The organism is Thermostichus sp. OS-CIW-31, assembly GCF_054060305.1.
The window spans coordinates 163,530-185,107 of sequence record NZ_JBSSDA010000003.1 but is presented as its reverse complement, the minus strand read 5'-3'; the positions used below and the strand labels follow the sequence as shown (position 1 = coordinate 185,107).

Annotated in this window: 21 protein-coding genes and 1 tRNA gene; 14 read left to right on the top strand and 8 right to left on the bottom strand. The window is 57.4% G+C overall.

Going from position 1 to position 21,578, the window contains the following annotated elements:
- Positions 1-130 precede the first annotated feature (130 nt).
- Positions 131-1,963, top strand: coding sequence for a DUF3352 domain-containing protein (locus tag ACVWY9_RS03420; RefSeq protein ID WP_457387509.1), 1,833 nt, complete (start codon positions 131-133; stop codon positions 1,961-1,963).
- Positions 1,964-1,966: 3 nt separating this feature from the next.
- On the opposite strand, the gene ACVWY9_RS03415 is transcribed toward ACVWY9_RS03420, so the two are convergent.
- Positions 1,967-2,410, bottom strand: coding sequence for an ATP-binding protein (locus tag ACVWY9_RS03415; protein WP_011432443.1), 444 nt, complete (start codon positions 2,408-2,410; stop codon positions 1,967-1,969).
- Between the two features lie 141 nt (positions 2,411-2,551).
- Between ACVWY9_RS03415 and petP the strand changes: the two genes are divergently transcribed.
- The 5 genes from petP (at position 2,552) to ACVWY9_RS03390 (ending at position 5,827) form a co-directional block, all read left to right on the top strand.
- Positions 2,552-2,749, top strand: coding sequence for a cytochrome b6f subunit PetP (gene petP / locus ACVWY9_RS03410; RefSeq protein WP_457387508.1), 198 nt, complete (start codon positions 2,552-2,554; stop codon positions 2,747-2,749).
- 37 nt (positions 2,750-2,786) lie between these two features.
- Complete coding sequence (locus tag ACVWY9_RS03405) at positions 2,787-3,116, top strand: HU family DNA-binding protein (protein ID WP_238376891.1); 330 nt, start codon at positions 2,787-2,789, stop codon at positions 3,114-3,116.
- Positions 3,117-3,128: 12 nt separating this feature from the next.
- The gene (locus ACVWY9_RS03400; RefSeq protein ID WP_457387507.1) at positions 3,129-4,589 is read left to right on the top strand and encodes a DASH family cryptochrome; all 1,461 of its coding nucleotides are present in this window, start codon (positions 3,129-3,131) and stop codon (positions 4,587-4,589) included.
- 99 nt (positions 4,590-4,688) lie between these two features.
- Positions 4,689-4,760: transfer RNA gene (locus tag ACVWY9_RS03395), tRNA-Met, on the top strand.
- A 137-nt stretch (positions 4,761-4,897) separates the two neighbouring features.
- Positions 4,898-5,827 (top strand): restriction endonuclease, encoded by a 930-nt coding sequence (locus ACVWY9_RS03390; protein ID WP_414416818.1) that lies wholly within the window; start codon positions 4,898-4,900, stop codon positions 5,825-5,827.
- Between the two features lie 120 nt (positions 5,828-5,947).
- Here the strand turns inward: ACVWY9_RS03390 and ACVWY9_RS03385 are convergent, their stop codons facing one another.
- The 6 genes from ACVWY9_RS03385 to ACVWY9_RS03360 all read right to left on the bottom strand — a co-directional run bounded on the left by ACVWY9_RS03385 (position 5,948) and on the right by ACVWY9_RS03360 (position 12,847).
- Positions 5,948-6,391: a DUF29 domain-containing protein gene (locus tag ACVWY9_RS03385; protein ID WP_414416817.1), complete on the bottom strand. Its 444-nt coding sequence runs from the start codon at positions 6,389-6,391 to the stop codon at positions 5,948-5,950.
- Between the two features lie 488 nt (positions 6,392-6,879).
- On the bottom strand, positions 6,880-7,545 hold the full coding sequence (locus ACVWY9_RS03380; RefSeq protein WP_414328947.1) for a Rho termination factor: 666 nt from the start codon (positions 7,543-7,545) through the stop codon (positions 6,880-6,882).
- On the bottom strand, positions 7,523-8,887 hold the full coding sequence (locus ACVWY9_RS03375) for an AAA family ATPase (protein ID WP_457387506.1): 1,365 nt from the start codon (positions 8,885-8,887) through the stop codon (positions 7,523-7,525). Before ACVWY9_RS03375 ends, ACVWY9_RS03380 begins: the two co-directional genes overlap by 23 nt.
- 56 nt (positions 8,888-8,943) lie before the next feature.
- The gene (locus tag ACVWY9_RS03370) at positions 8,944-11,151 is read right to left on the bottom strand and encodes a phosphoketolase family protein (protein ID WP_457387505.1); all 2,208 of its coding nucleotides are present in this window, start codon (positions 11,149-11,151) and stop codon (positions 8,944-8,946) included.
- Positions 11,152-11,185: 34 nt separating this feature from the next.
- Positions 11,186-11,860: a cysteine hydrolase family protein gene (locus ACVWY9_RS03365; RefSeq protein ID WP_457387504.1), complete on the bottom strand. Its 675-nt coding sequence runs from the start codon at positions 11,858-11,860 to the stop codon at positions 11,186-11,188.
- An 18-nt stretch (positions 11,861-11,878) separates the two neighbouring features.
- On the bottom strand, positions 11,879-12,847 hold the full coding sequence (locus ACVWY9_RS03360) for an isopenicillin N synthase family dioxygenase (RefSeq protein WP_457387503.1): 969 nt from the start codon (positions 12,845-12,847) through the stop codon (positions 11,879-11,881).
- 571 nt (positions 12,848-13,418) lie between these two features.
- On the opposite strand from ACVWY9_RS03360, the gene ACVWY9_RS03355 reads away from it, so the two are divergent.
- The 7 genes from ACVWY9_RS03355 (at position 13,419) to ACVWY9_RS03325 (ending at position 19,359) form a co-directional block, all read left to right on the top strand.
- Positions 13,419-13,892, top strand: a complete 474-nt coding sequence (locus tag ACVWY9_RS03355) for a hypothetical protein (protein WP_457384155.1) — start codon at positions 13,419-13,421, stop codon at positions 13,890-13,892.
- 156 nt (positions 13,893-14,048) lie between these two features.
- Complete coding sequence (locus ACVWY9_RS03350) at positions 14,049-15,131, top strand: leishmanolysin-related zinc metalloendopeptidase (protein ID WP_457387502.1); 1,083 nt, start codon at positions 14,049-14,051, stop codon at positions 15,129-15,131.
- 142 nt (positions 15,132-15,273) lie between these two features.
- The gene (locus ACVWY9_RS03345) at positions 15,274-15,555 is read left to right on the top strand and encodes a hypothetical protein (RefSeq protein WP_011432432.1); all 282 of its coding nucleotides are present in this window, start codon (positions 15,274-15,276) and stop codon (positions 15,553-15,555) included.
- A 60-nt stretch (positions 15,556-15,615) separates the two neighbouring features.
- Positions 15,616-15,981 carry a hypothetical protein gene (locus ACVWY9_RS03340; protein ID WP_011432431.1) on the top strand — a complete coding sequence of 122 codons (366 nt, stop codon included), beginning with the start codon at positions 15,616-15,618 and terminating at the stop codon, positions 15,979-15,981.
- Entirely contained in the window at positions 15,981-16,880 is a 900-nt protein-coding gene (locus ACVWY9_RS03335; RefSeq protein WP_457387501.1) for a DMT family transporter, read from the top strand. The genes ACVWY9_RS03340 and ACVWY9_RS03335 overlap by 1 nt, the downstream gene beginning before the upstream one ends.
- Before the next feature lie 10 nt (positions 16,881-16,890).
- Positions 16,891-18,003, top strand: a complete 1,113-nt coding sequence (locus ACVWY9_RS03330) for a glycosyl transferase (protein ID WP_457387500.1) — start codon at positions 16,891-16,893, stop codon at positions 18,001-18,003.
- Between the two features lie 54 nt (positions 18,004-18,057).
- Positions 18,058-19,359, top strand: a complete 1,302-nt coding sequence (locus tag ACVWY9_RS03325) for a class I SAM-dependent methyltransferase (RefSeq protein ID WP_457387499.1) — start codon at positions 18,058-18,060, stop codon at positions 19,357-19,359.
- Between the two features lie 141 nt (positions 19,360-19,500).
- Here the strand turns inward: ACVWY9_RS03325 and ACVWY9_RS03320 are convergent, their stop codons facing one another.
- Entirely contained in the window at positions 19,501-20,196 is a 696-nt protein-coding gene (locus ACVWY9_RS03320) for a hypothetical protein (RefSeq protein ID WP_041436270.1), read from the bottom strand.
- 256 nt (positions 20,197-20,452) lie between these two features.
- Here ACVWY9_RS03320 and ACVWY9_RS03315 point away from each other — a divergent pair, with 256 nt between their 5' ends.
- Positions 20,453-21,523 (top strand): glycosyltransferase family 4 protein, encoded by a 1,071-nt coding sequence (locus ACVWY9_RS03315; protein WP_414350481.1) that lies wholly within the window; start codon positions 20,453-20,455, stop codon positions 21,521-21,523.
- Positions 21,524-21,578: the final 55 nt, after the last annotated feature.

The following is a 21,578-nucleotide window of genomic DNA, read 5'->3' as shown; positions in this document are numbered from 1 at the left end:
GTTCCATGGTAAGGTTTTATCATGCAGGACTGAGGGCAGCGCTTCTTCACTAGGCCTGTTCATGCCAGCAGTGCAGAGCAGTAGGGCCTGGGTGTCCGCGCCATGTCTCCCTCGGTGCAGAGATTGAGATATGGGACGACGGCAACTCTTGCGCGGGATCCTAATCGGGTTGGGTCTTCTGGCCGCCCTGATGGTGCGGGTTGTCGTGTGGCTGCTCACCCGCAGTCCGGTAGCTTTGTTGCTGGCCCACCCGGAGCTGCCACCCATTGTGGGCTTTGCCCCCAGCTCTGCACAAGCGCTGCTGGTGTTGGCTGTTCCCCTGGACGAGGTGCAAGCGTTTTGGCAAGCGGCAACTCCTGCCCCCCAGCGACGCGCTGCCCGTCAGCAGTGGCAAAAGTTTTTCTCCCCTGAAGGCCCAGGCTGGCTGGGATCCATGCTGGCCGGGGGATCCCTTGATTTTGAGCGGGAGGTGCGGCCCTGGCTGGGGAGGAGCACCCTCTTGGCCAGTTTGCCGGAGTGGGGCACCTTGGTTGCCCTAGAAACGCGGGATGCGGCGCTCTCTCAGTTTGAGCTGAACCTGTTGTGGGAACGGCAGAGCTTGGCCGGGAGGCCGGTGCAGGTAGACACTTACAAGGGCATTCAGGTGGTGTCTAGCCCGATTCCGGGCCTGCAGGGGTTCTCGGCAGCCGTTTTCGGCGAGCAATACGTGTTGTTGGCGGAGCAGTCTGCTGCCATTCGGGCTGCAATCGATGCTTGGCAGTTGCCGCAGTTGTCTCTGGTGGCTCAGCCTCTGTTTCAGCAGGTCATCCAGCCCTTGCGGGAGGCGCATGTGGGTTGGGCCTTCTGGCAAAATCCAGAGGCGGTTTCTTCAGATGGGCTGACGTTGCAGGCGGTAGGGCTGGGGTTGGGGGTAAACTTCCGCGGCTTGGTGGCCGAAAGTGCTGCCCTCTGGCATGCGCCCGCTGGCTTCTCCTTGCCGGCGGCAGAAGCCTTTCGCCCGCAGATCCTTCAACATCTGCCGGATAAAACCTTGGCGCTGATTTCCGGAGAGAATCTGGTCTCAGTTTGGCAGAGCCTGGGGCAGATCCAGCCCCTAAATCCCCTGGGATTGCGGGTGGATCCCGGCCAGTGGCTGCAGCGCTTGCAATCTCAGGTGGCGCTGGACTGGCAGCGTCTGTTGCCGGAACGGGGAGAGTTTGCCTTTGCCCTTTTGCCCGGCGACGGGGATCCAGCCTGGCTGTGGGTCGGTAAGCTGCCGGATGAGTCGGTCGCGACAGCGGGACGGAGTCCTTATTTCGACTTGGATGAGCGGGCACGCGCCCAAGGCTGGCAGGTAATCTCTCTGGCAACGAAGCGCGGCACCGCCACTGCCTGGGCCCAACCGACCACTCCTGCGGGGGAGACGGAGTCCTTGCCGTCAGAACCCCCGCCGGTGGCGACAGCGGGACGGAGTCCTTACCGCTCTATCCATCGACCGGAGATCCCTGTGTTGGCAGGCGAGCCGCTGGAAGTCAGTGGGAAAGGAGGATCCGCGTCATTGCAGGCGGCAGAGGCTCTCCCCCAGTCGCGTCAGCGGCGCGGAGCGCTAACGCTGCCAGGGATCCCGCTGCCGGCACAGGTGTATCATGCCGATCGCAAAGGCTATTCCTACCTGGCCTCTTCTTTGGGGGCTCTGGAGACGGCCCTCGCGGATCCCCCCTTGAGTGCAAATCGCGCCTGGCGCAAGTTGGTGGCTTCCCTGCCCCACCGCAATTTGGGCTATGGCTATGGATCCCTGGGGTTGCTCTTGGAAAGCGAGCTGCCCGACCCGGTCGCGTCAGCGGCGCGGAGCGCTAAGGGATCCCGCTGGTCATCCACGCGCTTTGCCTTCGCCACCACAGCCCTAGCGGTTTCTGAAGCTCCCTACCCCGATCGGGGCTGCCAGATTACCCAAATGGGCAAGCTGTTTTGGGAGTGGTATTGAGGGTCAGACTATCCAGGGATCCCGGCAGTTGGCGTGGATGTATTTGGCCAGGTAGACCTGGTTGCCTGTTTCATTCCACTCCACAAAGTCGAAGATTTGGGTGAGCAGCAGCATTCCTCGGCCCGACTCTTCGGTTTCCAAGATGTTATGTTGGCATCGGTGGAGCTTCTCTTGGGGACAAAAGCCGGGCCCTTGATCTCGCACCAGCCATTGGTAAAAGGGCTCCGAGCTGGCGTACTCGATGATCACCTTCTTGTTGGGGTCGAGGCCGTTGCCGTGGCGGACGGCATTGATGATTGCTTCCTGTAGACCCAAACGTATTTCCGCTCTCCAGGCAGGAGGGACTTTTGAGATCAAGAGATCGAGGACAGGCTGAGTGTAGAGGGTGGAGGGAAAGCTGATAACGCTCCAGGAGCAGTGGGCGGGTTTGAGGGAAAGGGCAATCACGGAGGCAGTCTTCCCTGGGGCACGGCACTCTGACCCCATTCTAGCAATCCCATCGGGGTCAACCCCAGCAGAGGTGCGGCAGGAGCTCGGCAAGGGGACTTTTGCCGTACCATCTTGAGTGGTAAGTCTCTTCGCGGTTTTATGGCGATCAAGGTTGGAAATAAGGTCAAAGTTCGCTCTGTCCGGGATCGCGGACAAGAAAACCTCAGCGCTCTGGTGGGCAAAGAGGCTGTGGTGCTGGCACGGCGTGTGGTCGATGGCAGCGGTGTCGGCTACATTCTGGAGTTTCCCGATCGCTCTCGACATTGGTTTTTCGAGAGTGAACTGGAGGTGCTCTAAGCCCCTGTCTGTGTTCTGTTGTCTAGAGGGTCGGTTGGTGGCTTCTCCTCCTCATTTGACTCGCCGTTTGCTGGCCCGCCAGATGGCCGCGCAGGTGGATGGCCTGACCGTGGAAATGGCTGCTGCTGCTCTGGAGGCTATGCTGGACAGCATTAGCCAATGCCTGGCCCAGGGGGGATCCGTGCGGCTGGCTCGCTTTGGCACGTTCTCGCTGCGCCATCGTCCCGCCCGGCAAACCTATCATCCGCGCACCAAGGCCCCTGTTCACATCCCGGCTGCCGATGTGCCTCATTTTGTTCCCAGCCCTGAGCTGGGGCGTCCAGCTGGGGTTCGGGTGTCCAAGTCTGAGTCCGCGGGATCCGTGTAGGGTAGCTGCAGAATGACTGTACTGCTGTGGTTTCGCACCGACTTGCGCCTGCTGGATCACCAGCCGCTGACGCGGGCATGCCAACAGGGATCCCCTTTGATCCCCTTGTATTGCTTGGATCCCCGCCAGTTCGGCGAGACTTCCCTTGGGCTCCGCCCCAGAACCGGCCCTTTCCGCGGTCAGTTTTTGCTGGAGAGTTTGGCGGATTTGCGGCAGCAGTTGCGGTCGCGCGGCTCGGATTTGGTGATCCGCCAGGGACAGCCGGAACACGTGATCCCCACCTTGGCACAGGAGTGGGGAGTCAAGGCGGTCTACGCCCATGAAGAGGTGGGCACCGAGGAGAAGGAGGTGGCGGCAGCGGTTGAGCGGGCTTTGCAGCCTCTGGGGATCCCGTTGCAGGTCGATTGGGGCCACACCCTCTACCACCCTGAAGATCTCCCCTTTTGTCTCTCGCAACTGCCGGAGCTGTTCACCCGCTTTCGAAAGCAAGTCGAGGGGAGCACCCCCATCCGGGATCCCTTGCCCATTCCCTCGATCCCCCCCCTGCCATCGGGTTTGGATCCCGGCCCTCTGCCTACTTTGGCCTCGCTGGGGCTATCCCCACCTGCCGGGGATCCACGGGCTCGCTTCACCTACACCGGCGGGAGCACCGCTGCCCATGCCCGCCTGCAAACCTACTTTTGGGATCGGGATCGGCTGCGCATCTACAAAGAAACCCGCAACGGCATGTTGGATCCCGACGATAGCTCCCGGCTTTCTGCTTGGTTGGCCCTGGGCTGCATCTCCCCTCGCACCGTCTATGCCGAGGTCAAGCGTTACGAGCAGGAGCGGGTGCGCAATGAGTCCACCTACTGGCTGGTGTTTGAGCTGCTGTGGCGGGATTATTTTCGGTTTATCTTGGCCAAGCACGGCGCCAAACTGTTCCGTCCTTCTGGGATCCAAGGGATCCCTATCCCTTGGCAGCAGGATTGGCCGCGCTTTCAGGCTTGGTGTCGGGGTGAGACGGGCTACCCCTTGGTGGATGCCAACATGCGGGAGCTGGCGGCTACCGGATTTATGTCCAACCGGGGACGGCAGAATGTGGCCAGCTTTTTGACCAAGAACCTGGGCATCGACTGGCGCATGGGCGCTGAGTGGTTTGAGTCGTTGCTCATCGACTACGACGTGGCCAGCAACTACGGCAATTGGAACTACACCGCCGGCGTAGGGAACGATGCCCGCGGCTTCCGCTACTTCCACATCCCCAAACAATCTCGCGAGTACGATCCCAAAGGAGACTATCTGCGCCACTGGTTGCCGGAATTGGCCGGGATCCCGGGGGACAAAATCCACGAGCCCTATCGCCTCACTGCTGCCGAGCAGAAGCAATTTGGAGTCCGATTGGGGGTGGACTACCCTCGCCCACTGGTGGATTTGGAGAAGTCTCTCGCGGCCAACCGACGGGTTTACGAAGCTGCCCTGGCCTGCCGATAGGCATTGCCTTGTCTGGGGCTTCTTCCCGAGAGGGGGCTGAGGGGATTTTCTGAGGCGCAGTTCCGGCCCAAGAGTGCTATTCTAGTTAAGCACTATCCTGGCTCAGTAGCTCAGCGGTAGAGCAGGGGACTCATAAGCCCTTGGTCGCGTGTTCAAATCACGCCTGAGCCATCCACGTCAAACTTTTTTCAGAGGCTTCCCGGCCTGGCGGATACCCTAACTGGCTTGCAGCAGGCAGAGGGTTGGCGTAAAGTTATGGGTGGAACCTACTTCGGTTTGGGATCCCTGTCTTCACATCGGTTCTACAAATGGCCGTTCCCGATTATCAGAGCTTGATGTTGCCACTTCTCCAGTTTGCAGCACGTAAAGAAACCGAAATATCAACCAGCGAAGCTGTTGAAGCTCTAGCAAAGGAACTGGGCCTCACAGAGGACGATCTCAGGGAGATGCTGCCGAGCGGTGTACAGCCAACCTTTGTCAATCGCGTCGGCTGGGCTGCAACTTATATGAAAAAGGCAGGGCTGCTGGAAACAACGCGCAGAGGATTCTACCAAATTACTGACCGCGGAAGAGATCTTCTTGAAAAACAGCCCAAAACCATCAATGTAGAGTTACTCAGGCAATATCCTGAATTCCGAGAATTTGAGGGGCCCAAAGACACAAGAAGCAGCAACAAGGCAAGCAAACAAAAAGCTTTATCAGAGACTTCGGCAGCGACACCATTAGAGCAGTTAGAAGCTGCATATGAAAGTCTCCGTGACAAACTGGCTGATGAACTGCTTGCCAAGCTAAAGAAAGTATCGCCCGCCTTCTTCGAAAAGGTTGTTGTGGAGCTGCTGGTTAAAATGGGCTATGGAGGTTCACGAGCAGATGCAGGCAAAGCAATTGGTAGAAGTGGTGACGGTGGAATTGATGGGATCATCAAAGAGGACAAACTCGGTCTTGATGTTGTGTATATTCAGGCAAAGCGTTGGGATAGCAATCCGGTAGGTCGTCCTGATGTCATGCAGTTTGTGGGTGCTTTACAGGCTCAAAGAGCAAACAAGGGTATTTTTATCACTACCTCCAGGTTTACTGAAGACGCTAGCAGCTACGTTTCGCAGATCGGCAGTAAGATTGTTTTGATTGACGGCGAACAACTAACAAATCTAATGATTGAGCACGACGTTGGCGTATCTACAGTTTCATTGTATCCGGTAAAGAAGATTGATAGTGATTATTTTGAAGAGAGCATCTAACATCGGAGTGAGAAAATTGAGCTGCTAGGGCCAGCAGAGTTAACACAAGGAGCAAAGCTAGCAAAGTTCATGTAGTGCCATCGCCTCCTTAAGTATGGGCATAAGTATCGAGGTCTAGCGTCACTGGGAATTCTCCTGTTCGGGGTAAAAGTTGGGATCCATCACCTGATCCAATGTGTAGGGACACTGGGCAGGCAGATCGTCCAGAGATAGAGGCGTTTCTTTAGCCACCAGCAGGACGCTCTTTTGATAAGCTTTATTCATTGCTTCAACCAGATAAGACTTAAGGCTGGGATTATCCGCAATTAACTCCTGCACCTCTTGCCGCTGTTCGATAATTGTGGCTATCCTACTTTTGCTTCGTTGTTGAGGCTGAAACTGCCACTTTAGCAGATGGCCCACCAGGATCCCTAGCCGATTCACCAATTCGCGGCGTTCTTGCCTGCCCAAAGTCTCAATCTCCTCCACCAAGTTGGGAATATCCAATCGATCCCACTGCCCCGATCTCAGCAGTGCGGCTTGCTCTTGCGTCCAGGCATAAAAGTCGCAGTCGTAAAGCGCCATGATCCATTCCTAACAGGACACCGGCCAAAGATAAGTCAATCCTACCGGTTCCAGCCGTTGAGCTTCGACCTCATAAGTTTATCGAGTCCTCAAACTCTGTAGCTACAAAGCCTCGGATCTGTGGCAGCGTTGGATCCCAATGGGGCCTGACCCTGAACAATATGAGGTTTCAACAGGTCTGGAGCGCTTGATCACGGCCCAGGATCCAGGCGATAAGGGGGGGATCCCTGTGGTCAAGATAATACCGGACGGTTTGGGTCAGGTCGATCTCCAAGATGCTGGTGATCATCCTGTGCATGAGCTCCAGATGGATCCGGTCGTCCTAGGTAAGCAGAGCATACCTGCCATGGAGGCTGTTGTTGAGAGCGGCCAAGGCTGTTTGGGTGGCAGTAGCCATTCAAAGGGAGGCTTGAGGCAGGCATCCCACAGCAAGCGGAGTCGGGCCTCGGTGATGTGGAGAGGAGAATATGTTTTTGAAGGGATCCCTTTCAGCTCTCTCCCTCTGTTTTTTTCCGCGAGCGAGTTGAGGTCGCTTTCTTCGCGCCAGCGGATGCCGCAGATCTCTTGGATGATTTCTTCAGAGTAGGGGGCAACGCTGTAGGAGTTACGAAAAATACTTCCGATAGGGCATCCAGTTTTTTGCCTCGCGTAATTTTGCACCCAAGCTTGGTTATGGGGGTTAAGTCCTGCCACCAACTTCTATCCGCCTCTGCAATCCGGGCAGCTGCAATGGTTACATCGACTCCCTTGAGGGGACTGCTGGGTTGCTCGGCTAGGTATCTTAGCGCAGCCAAGATAGTCTCTCTCGATGTATTGGTCAAATTTACCTTCGGAACAATTTCTTTGGCGAGAATCTGGGCCTGCTTAACCTGCTCTGGATCAGGATCGACAACGATACACCATAGCCTTTCCAGTCCCGCTTCTTGAGCAACTGCATAGACAAAATGGTTACCAATGGCCTTGTACTGATAGTCGCCAGCCTCGACCACCAGCAGAGGAACCCAGTTGTGTCCTCCTGTCGCCCTTAGCTGATCTGCGGCTGCGGCAACAAGGAAGGAGGGAGCAGAAAACCCATCGGCGGGCGTAATGCTCTCAAGGGGTAAGTTAACCAACCTACCTAGATCTGAAAACTCACTCATCGATAAAGTACTCACGGGCAAGACTCTGGTAGTATTCTAAAACTCTCCTGTCCTTAAAGACGGCAGGAATTCGAGCAAAGTTTGCAGAGGATATCACTGCATAGTCAGGTATCCTAAAAATGCTTTTGTTTTCATTACCTCTCTTAAAATGCGGCCAGAAATATGGACGTAGATCTACACTTTTCTCCTGGTCGATAAGCTTACCTATCTCTTCGTTAGCTAGTTGAATAGTGTGTTCACTTCCCGAAGAGACGCCGTTGAAAAAGGTAGGCAAAGCAATAGGGCCACCATCCTGTCGTGGCCTAGCAGTTTCTGGAATAAACTTGGTGATTACTCTGACAGCATTACTCAGGGAAGACAGATCGTCGGGGCGGGTAGGTATCAAAATAACATCGGCAGCAAAAACACCACTTTGGCTGAAGTAAAGCCATTGAGTTGGGCAGTCGATTAAGATGTAATCATACTCATTGCGAAGAGGGGCAATGAGATCGCGAAGGCGTCGGGTTCCCTTTGGGATATATGCTACTGCCTGGCTATCAGTCAACGTCTCCAGCTCAGGGTCTCTTGGGATAATGTCGAAGATGGGAAGGGTAGTCTGCTTGCCTTTGAGTCTATATTTGAGTCTATATGTTTGGACAATGGCATGGATGTCTATTTTGGGATCCTTTAAACATTGCGTCAGTGTAATTTTTCCAGGAGTGGCTCCCAAACTTCTTGTCAGATCACCCTGAGAATCAAAGTCAACAACTAAGACCTTTTTTCTCTTGGTTGCTAGTGTTGTGGTTGCTAGTGTTGCCGCAAGGTTAATGATCGTCGTTGTTTTGCCTACGCCCCCTTTATTGTTATACACGCATACAGTCAGAGCGCGCTCATAGTTTTCTATCTTGTCTCGCAAGTTACGCACTATGCTCTCAATGTTATCTGAGCTAATATCAAGGTTTGCTGTAGCGGGGTGAACGACTTTTCCGTGCTTCCTCCAAAGCTGGATGTTATTTGCATTGGTGATAATTCCCCATTTTGCAGATTTGCAGTTCTTGGCAAGCAAGTAACTTTCTATCTGACAAACTGCATCTCTATAGCAAGATCCTTCTCTGAGATTAACTGCTCTAGATTTTGCCTCCAAAAGCAAGTAGGGATTCTTCGGGGATCTCAAGAAAATATCTTCAGGATCTCCGTTCTTTCTTGCTGCGAGATCGACCTGGCCGCAACCTGTCTCGAATTCATCTCTAATTTCCGAGTCGTCAAAGCCAAGCGCCTGCAGGAGAGGAACAGCAAAGTGTTGGACAATAACTCGCTCTACCCTCTCGGTGGGAGATATCCTCTCAAGCTTCTCTCGGAGAGAGCTAGCCGCAGTCATAGGAAAAAATAGGAAAAAATAAGGTGGACAATGCTAACCAAGCTAAAAGCTCGCCCTCAGCATAGCAGTTGCTTGGCTCGTTCTGCTAGTGCTTGGGCTGTCAGGCCGTTGTAGTCCATCAATTCGGCGGGGGTGGCGGTGGTTTCCCCGCGTTTCCAGGCAAAAATGTCGCGCGGGCCAGTGTAGCGCAATGTCAGAGGCTCCAACATCAGGCTGGCCCCGCCTGTTACGCCGATGAGGGCCTCGCCGGCAAACCAAGCGGCAAATTCTTGGTCGGACATGAATTCCCCATCTGGCTGGGCACAGGTGGACCAAGCCACGTCGCCGGGGCGATACAGACGGCGGGGGTTAATCACCGAGACGATTTTGCAGCCGATCCCTTGGGCTTGGAGCTGTTCAGCCGCCTCGAACACGGGCAGGAGAACCATATCCCCCACCACGGCAAAGACCACGGTGCGGGATCCAGGAAGTTCCTGAAGGACGATGCAGCCCTGCTCTACTGCTTGGCGGGCTTGTTCGAGGGTGGTGCGGATGGGCAGGGGGGTTTTGCTGGCGATGATAGGGATCCCTTTGTTGCAGGTGGATAGGGCCCATTCGTAGGCAGCTTGGGCACAGTTGGCATCCGGCGGGAAGAGGGGAAAGATGTTGCCGTTGCGCATCATGGCCGCCAGGTAGGCCTCAATTTCCGGGCGTTGGTGGGTCCAGCCGTTGCGCCCCTGTTCCAAAGCGCCGGCAGTGAAGAGGGCAATGGCCGAGGGGGTGGGCCGGCGTAGCTCTGCCATGGCTTGGGTTACTGTCTGCCAGATGGGTAGGCCGTTGACGGCAAAGGACTCGTAGGAGCACCACAGGGAGCGCCCGCCGAAGAGGGCTAGGCCCGCCGTTAGCCCCGCGCAGGCATCTTCGCTCAGGGGCTCATAGACTTGTCCTTGGGGCTGTTGGTTGTATAAGGGATCCACCGTGGGGTGAATCACCTTGAGACCTTGGTTCACATTGGCAATGCCGGAAGCTTCGTTGCCGTCGGCATTGGCCACCAAAAAGTCGGGATCTTTCTGCCCCACCTGCACCACCAGGGATCCGATGGCCGTGGTGGAAACCTGCTTGTCCCCTAGGGGAAACTCCGTTAGGTTTAGGGATCCCAGAGGTGGAAGGGGCCGAACGAACTCTGTAACCGCCACCTTGGCGGCTGGCCCCCCGGCTGCCCGTTGGCAGTTTTGTCGCACCAGGGCCCAAGCTGCCGGATGTAAGGCCCGCGCCCGCAGAGCCGCCACAATGTCCGGGTGATCCAGAGTGTGGTGGCCGTAGAGGTTGTGGGACTTGGATCCCTTGGCATGTACCCCGGCTCCCTTCAGTTGTTTGAGGATGAAAACGGTCAGTTGTCCGCTCAGGGCTGATTGGATGGCTCGCTCCATTTCGATCAGCACCCTTTGGGCAAAGGCAAGGCGGGCTTCTAGGGAAAACTGAGTGCTGTCGACGTAAGGGCCAGGCTGTTGGGCATCGTCAAAGTCCTTGGCATCCACCAACACCACTTCCTCAAAGCCGTTGCCCCGCCAATACTCGATCATCTGGGCGTTGCTGGCGGTGGAGATCATGCTGTGGTGCTCTTGGCTGTAGCCATTCCAAACCAGTACCGGCAGGAAGTTGGTGCGCTGGGGGAAAGCGGTGTGAAAGTGAATCATGGAGCTCATCACATAGGGCTCTCCCAGGCCGCCATCCCCAATCGTGACCGGGAAGAGGCGATCCGGGTAGAGTAATGCCCCCGCCATGGCAAAGTGCTGCCCCTGCCCCAGCGGCCCAGCCGGCGCCAGCAGTCCGGGAATGTAGCCAGAGAGGTGACCCAACAGCCCTTCCCGTTCTCGAAAACGGGCCCGCAGGTCGGCGACGGTGTGGATGCCCATCTCGGCCAGGGATCCATCCAAAAACATGGCCGCGTAAAAGCCCGGCGCGTGGTGCCCAACTTCGGTGGGGATGTTCTTCTGGCCCAGGTACACCAGAGCTGCATAGGCTTCTGCTTGGCTGGCAAATCCGCCCGGATGGCCTGAGGCTTTGCTGGCGGTCATTTGCAGGGTGAGGTAGCGCAAGGCATCGGCATAGAGCAAGGTTTGGTAGGCGGCCATACGACTGCCGGGATCCCTCAGTTTCCCGGTGCCGGCATCCACTGCAGGGGCCTGACCCAGGCGGTCGAATTCTGGCCAAGGATCCCCGAAGTACTGGATCCCTTCGCAAAAGGCGGGGACTTGGGCAGTTGCCTCCTGAGCCAGTGTCATCGGTTCAGCCTCACGCTTGTTGGGTTATTCACACTCACTGTAAACCCGATAACGCTTTTTGGATGTTCTGAGCAGAACTCGTCCAGCCGATGATGCCCCCTTGCGCCCGGATCATCCCCAGGGTGGCTTGCTTGAACTCTGGGAAGTAGCTGGCGGTGCAATCTTCCACCAGCAGGCACTCATAGCCGCGGTCATTGGCCTCGCGCATTGTGGTTTGCACGCAGACTTCTGTGGTTACCCCGGTGAACAGCAGGTGGGTGATGCCGCGCTTTTGCAAGATTGCTTGCAGCTCGGTGGCGTAGAAAGCCCCCTTGCCGGGTTTGGGAATGACGATCTCTCCCGCAATCGGGGCAAGCTCAGGGATGATGGCGTTGCCCGGCTCTCCCCGAATCAAAATCCGCCCCATAGGGCCTTCGTCCCCAATGGTCAGGGATCCCTTGCCGCGTTTGCGCTTGCTGGGCGGGCAATCGGAGAGATCTGGCTGGTGACCCTCCAGGGTGTGGATGATGGTTAGGCCCTTCTGACGAAAAAAGTCCAGCAGCCCCTTCAGGGTGGGCACAATGGATCCCAGTTGGGTGACATCGTTGCCCAGCATCTCCCCAAAGCCGCCTGGTTCCAGGAAATCTCGCTGCATATCGATGATCACCAGGGCCAACTGAGACAGGCCGGGAACTTCATACTCGTAGGGCAAGGCCGGGATCCGAACCATAGAGACCCACAGTTGGGATCAATGCTGGGGCGGGGATCCTGCCTCGGCCAGGCCGATTTCCCTCAACCGCTGGGCCAAGTATTCTCCGGCAGTCAGGGAAGGAAACCGAGGGATCCCGCCGGTGCGGGCCACACAAGTCGGCAAGGGCGTGAGATCCACCTCTGGCCGCGGATGCACAAAGAAGGGAATGGAAAAGCGGCATTCTTGAGGGTTGTCGGGGTTGGTCACCCGATGGGTGGTGCTGCGCAGCAGGCCATTGGTGAGGTTTTGCAGCATATCCCCAGCATCGACAATGATCTGACCAGGGAGGGCCGAAATGGGCAGCCAAGATCCATCTCGTTGCAGAAGTTCTAGCCCTGGCGCGGTGGCTTCACACAAGAGCGTAATCAAGTTGATGTCTTCATGGGCTGCAGCTCGTAAACTCTGGGGAGGGGCTTCAGCGGGAAGGGGCGGATAGTGAATCACCCGCAAGAGATTGGCTCCTCCTTCCGCCGCTTTGGGCAGGTATTCGGCAGGCTCCCCCAGATACAGAGAGACCGCCTGCAACAGGCCCTGGGCACAGGTTTCCAGTTGGGCGAACAGCTCTACCATCACCCTGCGAAATTGGGGCACCTCCCGAGGCCAGATGTTGGCAGGAAGGTGGGGATCCCCTTCGCGCCCGATGTGCCAAAACTCTTTCAAGTCAGGGTAGGGGTGATTTTTGGCATGTTCTTTGCCGAAGTGGGTGTACCCTCGTTGCCCCAGCAGCGCCGGATCCTCATAGGCTCTCTTGGTTGGCTCTGGCAAAAGAAAAACGGCTTCTGCGGCTTCATAGGCTTCCCGGATCAATTCCGGCGATAGGCCATGGTTAACCAAGGCAAAAAAGCCAATCTGCTGCAGGGCTTCCCCCACCTGGCGGACAAACTGCTCCCGCTCACCTGCCGTTCCTTTCTGAAAGGCGGCAAAATCGACAACCGGCAGAGTCTGGCGTTGGGGAGTGGTTACCACGGCAAAAGTCGTCTCCGGCGAAGAGTCAACGCTATTTCTAGGCAGCGGGCTTGGTGTCCTATGCTATCCTTCCTAAGAAGCCAAGGGGAGAGTTCTGAATCGAAGACGGTCTGTTCGGGGTTCATCTACAATATCTAGAGTCTAAAGCTGCTCAGCTACTTGCCTTCCCACAAGATGCAGGTAGAATCCTGCCGGGCAGCCTCTGTCCCTTTTGTCTGGAGATTGCACCTTGTAGTGGCCTGTGCCCTTTTTGGAAGGCTGTGATAAAGTCGATAGAAGCAAAGCTATGGATTGATTTTGCCTTGAGAGCAGTCTGAGCCCTGGGTAGGCGGAATGGAGCGAGTTGTTCTGTTGTTGCACTGGGTTAACTGGATAAAGCAGGGCAGGCTACTTCTCTCTTTTTTAGCTGATTAAAGTTTTTGTAAAGTTACGGATCCCTGTTGCTTGTCAACCATAACCGCGCCTAGAATTGCCGAGGACTGATGTTTTCGGAGATAGTTTGCAGACACTGTTGATGTTGCTTTCCTTTTGCCTACTCTCAATCTATTGACCTTTCGAGACCGACTGCTCTATGACAGACACTCATCCCTGTGCCCCCTGTATTGTGAATACGGGAACTCTGGTCAATAAGCGAGATATTTACCGACTGCTATCCGATTTGGCCCGTGTTCGCTACTTTGATATCGTCGATGGCTCGGTACGGAAGCAGGGGGAAGGCTGCGTGGTGGATGTTTTTCAGGATCCCACTGCTGCCACACTGGTGGTAAACCGTAGCCTCTACTTAAATGTGAACAGCTTTGACTATGCCTGTCTGCGGGATCCCGCTTCCGAAGAAGAGATTGCCAACCTGGGCAAGGAGCAGCCGGGCGTGGTTATCGACTTGGTTCAGGACGGACGTATTCTGCGCTTGGTTCCCCTGGTGGAGCCGCGTTCGGATCCCGAGGAGCTCTTGGGGGATAACCAGGCGCTGCGGGCGGCGGTGGATGTTTTGGCTGCGGGCTGGGGCATAGAAGAAGAAGGATCTTCTGACTCTTTGGATTGTTAGATTGAGGGCTTCCGACCTGAAGATATAGACCTCCAAACCCACCTCTTCCCGGCCTTGAAGTTGACCGGTGCGGTGTGACGCAAATCATGCTCGGGAGGATGGTTGCAGCCGGTATGATCCAACTGGGCCGTGAGGCTCTTTGCATTTGGGGGTGGTGTGAAGGTTTTTTCGGGGCAGCGACAGCTTCTGGGGAAAGTATGGGGTCTGCGTCTGCTTGGATCCCTGGTGGCTGTGCTTCTGGTACTGGCGCTCAAGGCCTGCGGGGGAAGTGGTGGTTCCTCTTCTGTAGGTGTCATTCCCACTCCCATTCCAACCCTCATTCCCACCTCTACTCCAACTGTTGTTCTCACCCCTACTCCGACTGTCATTCCTGCCCCTTTGCCCTCGCCAACGACTGCGCCTGCTTCCCAGTTCACCATTGACGTTCGCTTTCCCGACAACAGTCTCACTCCTACCCAGCAGTCGATCATCCGCAGTGCTGCTCTGCGCTGGCAACAGCTCATCGTTGGCGACCAGCCGGATCTGCCCCCCACCACTATTCGGGCCGACGAATGCGATCGAGGGTTTCCCAGCACGCCACTCAATTTCCCCATCGACGATCTGTTGGTGGAGGTGCGGGCCAGAAATCTCGGCGACGAGCGAATTTTGGGGGGAGCTGCTCCCTGTTTTGTACGGGCCTCTAATGGTCTGCCTTTTTACTCCGTAGTTCTGTTCAACAGTCAAAATCTATCTGCCCTGGAAGAACGAGGGGATCTGCCCATTACCGCCCTGCACGAGTTGGGCCATGCCTTGGGCTTTTTGCCCAGCGTCTGGGATCCCAAGGGGCTAACGGTGGGCTTGGTGGGACGGGATCAGCCTACGCCCCCTGGCTACGATCCCCGCTTCATCGGCCCCAGGGCGGTCAGCGCCTTCGCCACGCTGGGAGGAAACGCGCCCTCTGTGCCCTTGGAGAACCAGTTTGGGGAGGGATCCCGAGATTCCCATTGGCGGGAGAATGTCTTGGGCCGCGAGCTGATGACCAGCCGCATCGACCGGGGGGTAGCCAACCCCTTAAGCATTCTCACCATCGAAGCAATGGCAGATATCGGCTATGACGTGAACCCGGCAGCGGCGGATGGCTTTGCTTTGGGGCGCGGCAGGGGGGTCTCTCAACCTTTGGAGCTGCAAGAGCTGGAGTTGACCCTACCCCTACAGCGATTTGACGCCGAGGGCAGGCGGGTGGGGGATCCCCAGGCCTAAGAAAAGGAGTATATCTACTCATGGCCAAGAGGCTACCTTTTAACAATAATGAAGGTCGAGTTGTATAACTTCACAACATCGACATAACATCGACAAGTTCTCAACATCGACAAGTTCTCACCTCATCTCTTTGCAATTAGCTATGGGTATCCTCAAGAAGCTTTTCGGCGGCCTGTTCTCCTTCTTCGGCATTCTCTTCGGCGGCTTGGTGGATTTTGTTACCGGGCCTTTTCGTTCTGCACCGGCTTCTCCCAGCTCTGCTCCTGCGGCTACAGCAACTGCTCCTGCCAACAAGCCCAAGGTGGTGGTGGAGAAGCCTTTTGTGCCCAATGAGATCTCGGCTCCGCGTCCTAACCGTCGCCCTGGCCCGGCTTTGGATGTGTTCCGGGCTATGGTTCAGGAGATCCCTTCGGCGCGGGCTTAGTCTGCCCATCTTCGGGAGCAGCTCGTAAGATGGAGGTGACACCGCTGGAGACTGCTCTCTATGTCCGATCTCTCTTTCTCAGAACAAGAACGGCTGAAACAGCTTGAGCGTGAACTGGAGCAGGCGGCTGCAGCCTCTCGGGAGTCGGGAACATCCGTTGCGTCTCGGGGGAAAAGTGCCGTTCGAGCTTGGATTGAGACTTGGGGGCGTCCACTGGTGACGGTCTTCGCCATTCTGGGCTGTATTCTTCTGGTTGGGCTGTTCTTCCGGGTTTTCGGCACTGTTCTCAGGTGGGCGGTGGTGGCGGGGTTGGGCTACCTGCTCTACGCCTGGGTGGTGGCACCGCGGCTGGGCCTTCCCACCGGAGCTAAGTCGAAGCCAGAGGACGGCGGTAGCGGTGCGGAGCACCATCTCGACAGCTTTTGATGGGCAGGGATCCCTGGCGAGCCTATGTTTACTTGGCGGCGGCCATCTTGGGCTGGGCTACGGCTGCCAGCGCTTTTAAGTTTGGGTTGCGGTACCTGTCGCCGACGGTCTTGCTGATTTTTTCGGCATTGAGCTCTTGCTTGATCCTGGGGATCGTTTTGGTGGTTACAGGGCGGGCAGGGTTCCTCGGCAAGCAGAGGGGATCCCAAATCCGCCTGTCGGCCCTTCAGGGGCTGCTCAACCCCTTCGGCTACTATGGGGTGTTGTTCCAGGCTTATGACCGTCTGTCGGCTCAGGCGGCGATGGCTCTGAATTACACTTGGCCGCTGGTGCTGGCTCTTCTGGCGGTGCCGCTGCTGGGAGAGCGCTTCCGTTGGCGGCTGGTGTTGGCCTTGGGGGTGAGCCTGCTGGGGGTGGTGCTGGTGGCTACGGGGGGATCCTGGGGCACCTTGCAGGCGGGGGATCCCTGGGGGGTCCTGCTGGCGGTGGGCAGCTCTGGAATCTGGGCGCTCTACTGGCTGCTCAATGTGCGGGATGGGCGAGATGCGGTGCTGAAGCTGTTTATGGGGTTTCTCTTCGGCAGCCTCTATGGCCTGCTACTGCTGCCGTTTCAGGAGGTCTCTTGGACAGTTGCGGGGCTGGGTTGGGCGGCTTACATTGGTCTGGCGGAGATGGGCCTGACTTTTGTATTTTGGCTGCGGGCTCTGGAGTTGGCGGGCCATCGGGGATCCCTGGCCAACTGGGTGTATGTGACGCCTTTTTTGTCGTTGGGGTTGATTGCGGTGCTGTTGGGCGAGAGGATTGCGCTGGGATCTGTGGTGGGCCTGGGCTTGATCTTGGCGAGTAACCTGTGGGGATCCCATAGGGAAAAGCCCCCCGCGGATCCTGTTCTGTCTTGAGGTGGTCGCGATGAATCCCGTTCCTCTGTATGTGGCGGCAACAGCGCACGGGTTTGGGCACGTTACCCGTCTGGTGGCAGTGGTGAATGCTTTGCTGCGGCGGGATCCCCATGTTCTGCCCATCTTTGTTACGCCGGCTCCCCGCTGGCTCCTGGAGCGTTACGTGGAGGGGAAGTTTCTCCATCGGCCGCGGGCGTTGGATGTGGGGGTGGTGCAGCCGGATGGGCTGCAAGCGGATCTGCCGGCTACGTTGGCTGCCCTCAAGGCGTTTAAAGCCAGCGCTGCGGAGCTTGTTCGAGAAGAAGCGGATTTCATTCGAGCCCAGGGGGTGCCTTTGGTGTTGGCGGATGTGCCGCCCATTGCTGCGGCGATTGCCCAGGCTGCTGGGATCCCCTGCTGGATGGCCAGTAATTTTGGCTGGGATTTCATCTACCAAGAATACGGCCCGGAGTTTCAACCGTTTGTGGCCTGGATCCAGGAGCTCTACGGGCAGTGCGACCTTCTATTTCGCCTGCCTTTTAGCGAGAGCATGGTCGCGTCAGCGGTGCGGAGCACTAGCGCTTTTCCGCGTCAGCAGGAGGTGGGGCTGACGGGATCGGATCCCCGCTACCCACCAGAAGAGGTCGCCGCCCAGTTGGGGTTACACCCGGATCAACCCAGGGCTTTGTTCACCTTTGGCGGGCTGGGGGTGCAGGGGTTTCCTTACGAGCGGCTCCAAGATTTTCCCGACTGGCAGTTTCTCACCTTTGATCCGGAAGCTCCCCCCTTGCCCAACTTGCGGGTTTTGGATGGGCGGGTGTGGCGACCGGTGGATGTGATGCCCCTCTGCCGCTGGGTGGTGTCCAAGCCGGGCTATGGCACTTTGGCGGAGGCCCTGCGCAGCCGCACACCTATGGCCTGTGTTACCCGCTCTGGGTTTGCTGAGTCACCGTTGCTGGTTGAGGGTTTGCGGCGCTATGGCTGGCATCGCATTCTCTCGCCAGAGGAGTTTTTTCAAGGATCCTGGGACTTTTTGCGGGATCCCGCCCACCCACCCCAGAGGCCGGATGGATTGGATCTGCAGGGGAATGAAACCCTGGCTGCTGCCTTAGAGGCATTCCTGCGGGGGAGGGATCGCGGGTAGGATAGGGGGCAGCTTTCTGCAGCGGATCCCTTCACGGTAGCGGTGTGGAGCCCTATGGCCAGCAGCTCGACAGAATCTCTGCGGCAACTGTACGAAGAACTGCCCTACCCCAATGTTTCCATTGAGGCCTCGGGCCGCAACGCCATTGACGGGTTGTACCGCCTAAGTTTGACCACCGCCCAATACGCCCGCACCCGCGCCATTGTGCCCAGCGAAGGCGCTCTCATTTTGAATGCCGGCTGCGGCTCTGGCTGGGAAACGTTGATCCTGGCGGAGGCCAATCCAGGGGCGCGGCTGGTGGTGTGCGACCTGTCGGCAGAATCGGTACGGGTGACGGAGCGACGCTTGCGCTACCACGGCTTCGGGGAGGTGGAGCTCCATGTTCTCAACCTATTGGACATCGAACAGTTGGGGCTGGAATTTGATTTCATCAGCCTCAACGATGTGCTCTATCTGCTGGACGATCCGGTGGCGGGGCTAAAAGCCCTCAAGCGGGTTCTCAAACCTGACGGGATCCTGCGGGCCAACCTGCACCACGCCTACCAGCGGGAGGTGATCTTTCGCCTACAAGAGGCGTTTCGGCTGCTGGGGCTGTTTGATCTACCCACTCCTGAGGCCTGTCAGCGGGTACGGGAATTCATGGCCAGTTTGGCCTCAGACGAACTGCGAGCTGCCTTGCGCTGGAACCCTGAGATCTACAAAGACAACACCAACATCCGGGCCAACTACCTCTTGCCGGGGGACAAAGGCTTCTTGGTTCCCGACTTGATGCGCATGCTCGCAGACGCCGATCTGGGCCTTGTCTGCTTGGTGGACTATGCCGACTGGGATCCGGCGCTTTTGTTCAAAGAGAGGGCCATGCCCCCCTGGCTGCAAGCCGAGCTGGACAAACTCTCGCCTGCCGACCAGAATCACTTTTATGAGCTGATCTACCCCAACCATCGCCTCATTGACTTTTGGGCAGAACACCCTGGCTCTTCCTTGGTCTTGCCCTGGAGCGACGCCGATTGGCTGGGGGGCAGAGTGCAGCTCAACCCCATCCTGGCCGACAACGTCGAATTTCGCCAAAACTTTGCCAAAGCTCACGAGAAAAAGCTGGAGTTTGCTATGAATTGGCCGGGATCCAGCTATGGGCGTCTGACCATCTCAGCCCCTCAGATGGCTTGGCTGGGATCCCTGTTGCAGGGGCCAACGGCAGTGAAAGCCTTGATTGAGCAAGCGGCCCAGGTCAACAAGTTAGAGCTGGAAGCGGCCCGGGAGGAAGTGCTCACCTACCTGGCAGGGCTGGAGTCGTTTTTGTTTGTGATGTTGGATCCTGCACCCGTTCCAGGAGAAGGAGTTTTTCCAATCGCTTGAGATCCCCGAGCCTTTCTCCCAAGGGTAGAGGGAAGCCAATGGGCCGGTTCACGGCAACTTGGAACGACTATTGAGGGATTGAGGCTCTGCCGGGCTGCAAGAACGGTCTTGGGCAGATGTCAGATGGGGAGGGATCCCTCTCTAGCGATCCACCAGGCGCAGCTCGAAGGTGAGGATGTTGGCGGCCAAAATCTCCAAAGCCCCGCCCTCAATGAGGTCGCGAGTGAGGGCAGCCCCGGAGCCACTTTGTTGGATCAATTCGCGGCTGCGGCGCACCGTCTCCTGTCGCTGGGGGTCGTCCACAACCACCTGCCGCTGATTGGACAGGCTGAGGCGATAGAAATTGGGCAGATCCCCCCGGGTGGCATCAATGGCCAGATTGGTCTCTTCAGGGGCTACGCGGAAGGGGGCACGGGCGGTGAGCAGAGCCACCTGGATATCTTGGTCTCGCCCATCAAGGCCCTGCAGCTCGGATATATCGATCTGGAAGTTGAGGGTATCGCGGTCGCGGGTGAGGCGATTGACCCGTACCTGGTTAAAGCCGACGGCAAACTCTCGTTCCGGCTCTCCAAACCGCTGGATGGTGGCTTGCAAGACCGACTCTTCGTTGAGGGGGGTAACCCGAATGAGGTAATCCCAGTCCCGCACAAAGGTGTACTCGTTGAGCCCCACACGGACGTTGGGATCCACCAAGTTGGCGGTAGGGCCAGGGCTGCCGGCCCGGCTGAGAGCTACCATGTACCAGTAGTTGGGGCTGATGGGCAAACCCAGGGTCATGCGTACTTCCAGCACTGGCCGCGCCCAAGCGGCAACAGCTGTGAGAGCCGTTATGGCCATGGCTCCCAAGCAACTCCACAGCCAGCGCTGAGGAGGAAAATTAAGCTGCGGCGGGCAAGAGCAAGTGATGGCTGGGGTTCTCATTCAAGCCTCTTCAACTCTCCGGCAGGTGGCGGCAGCCTGAACTCCTTTCCTGCTCACTCTGGAACAGTCTAGCCAGGAATGGCGTGCCCTCAACAGGGGATCCCAAGGGTCGGCGGCGGAGCGCCAGCAGAAGTTTTCGTTAAGCAGTGATGATTCGGTGTGGAGGATGGCTATGCGCATTGCTCAGATTGCCCCTTTGCATGAGAGTGTGCCCCCCAAGCTCTACGGCGGCACCGAGCGAGTTGTGTCTTGGCTCACCGAAGAGCTGGTGCGGCGGGGGCATGAGGTGACGTTGTTTGCCAGCGGCGACTCCCAAACCCAGGCTCGCCTCATCCCCTTTCGGGAGCGGGCTTTGCGTTTGGATCCCACGGCCATCGACACAGTGGCTCCTCATGTTTTGATGGTCGAGAAAGCCTTTCAGATGGCCGACGAGTTTGACATTATCCACGGCCACATCGACTACTATCCCTATGCCCTGGCCCGTCGCCACCCGCAGGTTTCTTTTTTGGCCACCCTACACGGGCGACTGGACATTCCGGAGCTGCAGCCCCTCTACACCGAGTTTCAGGACATTCCGGTGGTCTCCATCTCCAACGCCCAGCGGCTGCCGCTGCCCCAGGCCCGCTGGGTGGGGACGGTCTACCACGGCTTGCCCCTGGATCTCCACCGTTTCTATCCAGAAAAGGGGGACTACCTGGCCTTTTTGGGCCGGGTCTCCCCGGAAAAAGGGCTGGACACGGCTATTGAAATTGCGGCGCGGGCAGGGATGCCGCTGAAGGCTGCTATCAAGATCGATGCGGTGGATCGCCAGTACTACGAGTTAGAAATTAAGCCTTTGGCCAGTCGCCACCCCAATGTGGAGATCATAGGGGAAATCACCGACCAAGAGAAAAGCGAGTTTTTGGGCAAGGCCTATGCGGTGCTGTTTCCCATCCGCTGGCCGGAGCCCTTTGGGCTGGTGATGATTGAAGCGATGGCCTGTGGCACGCCGGTAATTGCCACCCGTTTTGGCTCAGTACCCGAGGTAATGGCCGACAGGCGCTCCGGCTTTATTGTCGACTCGGTGGAGGAAGCAGTGGAGGCTGTGGAGAAGGTGGGATCCCTGAGCCGAGCCGGGGTGCGGCAGGTGTTTGAGGAGCGGTTCAGCGTGGAAAGAATGGTGTCGGACTACGAGGCTCTCTACCGCCAACTGGTAAACGAGCGGCAGGAGATGTCGCGAAGAAGGCAGCTTAATAAGGCTTAGATGGGCCAAGTAGCAGCTAGGGCTGCTGGGCTGCATCGGGGGGCCCCTGCTTCTT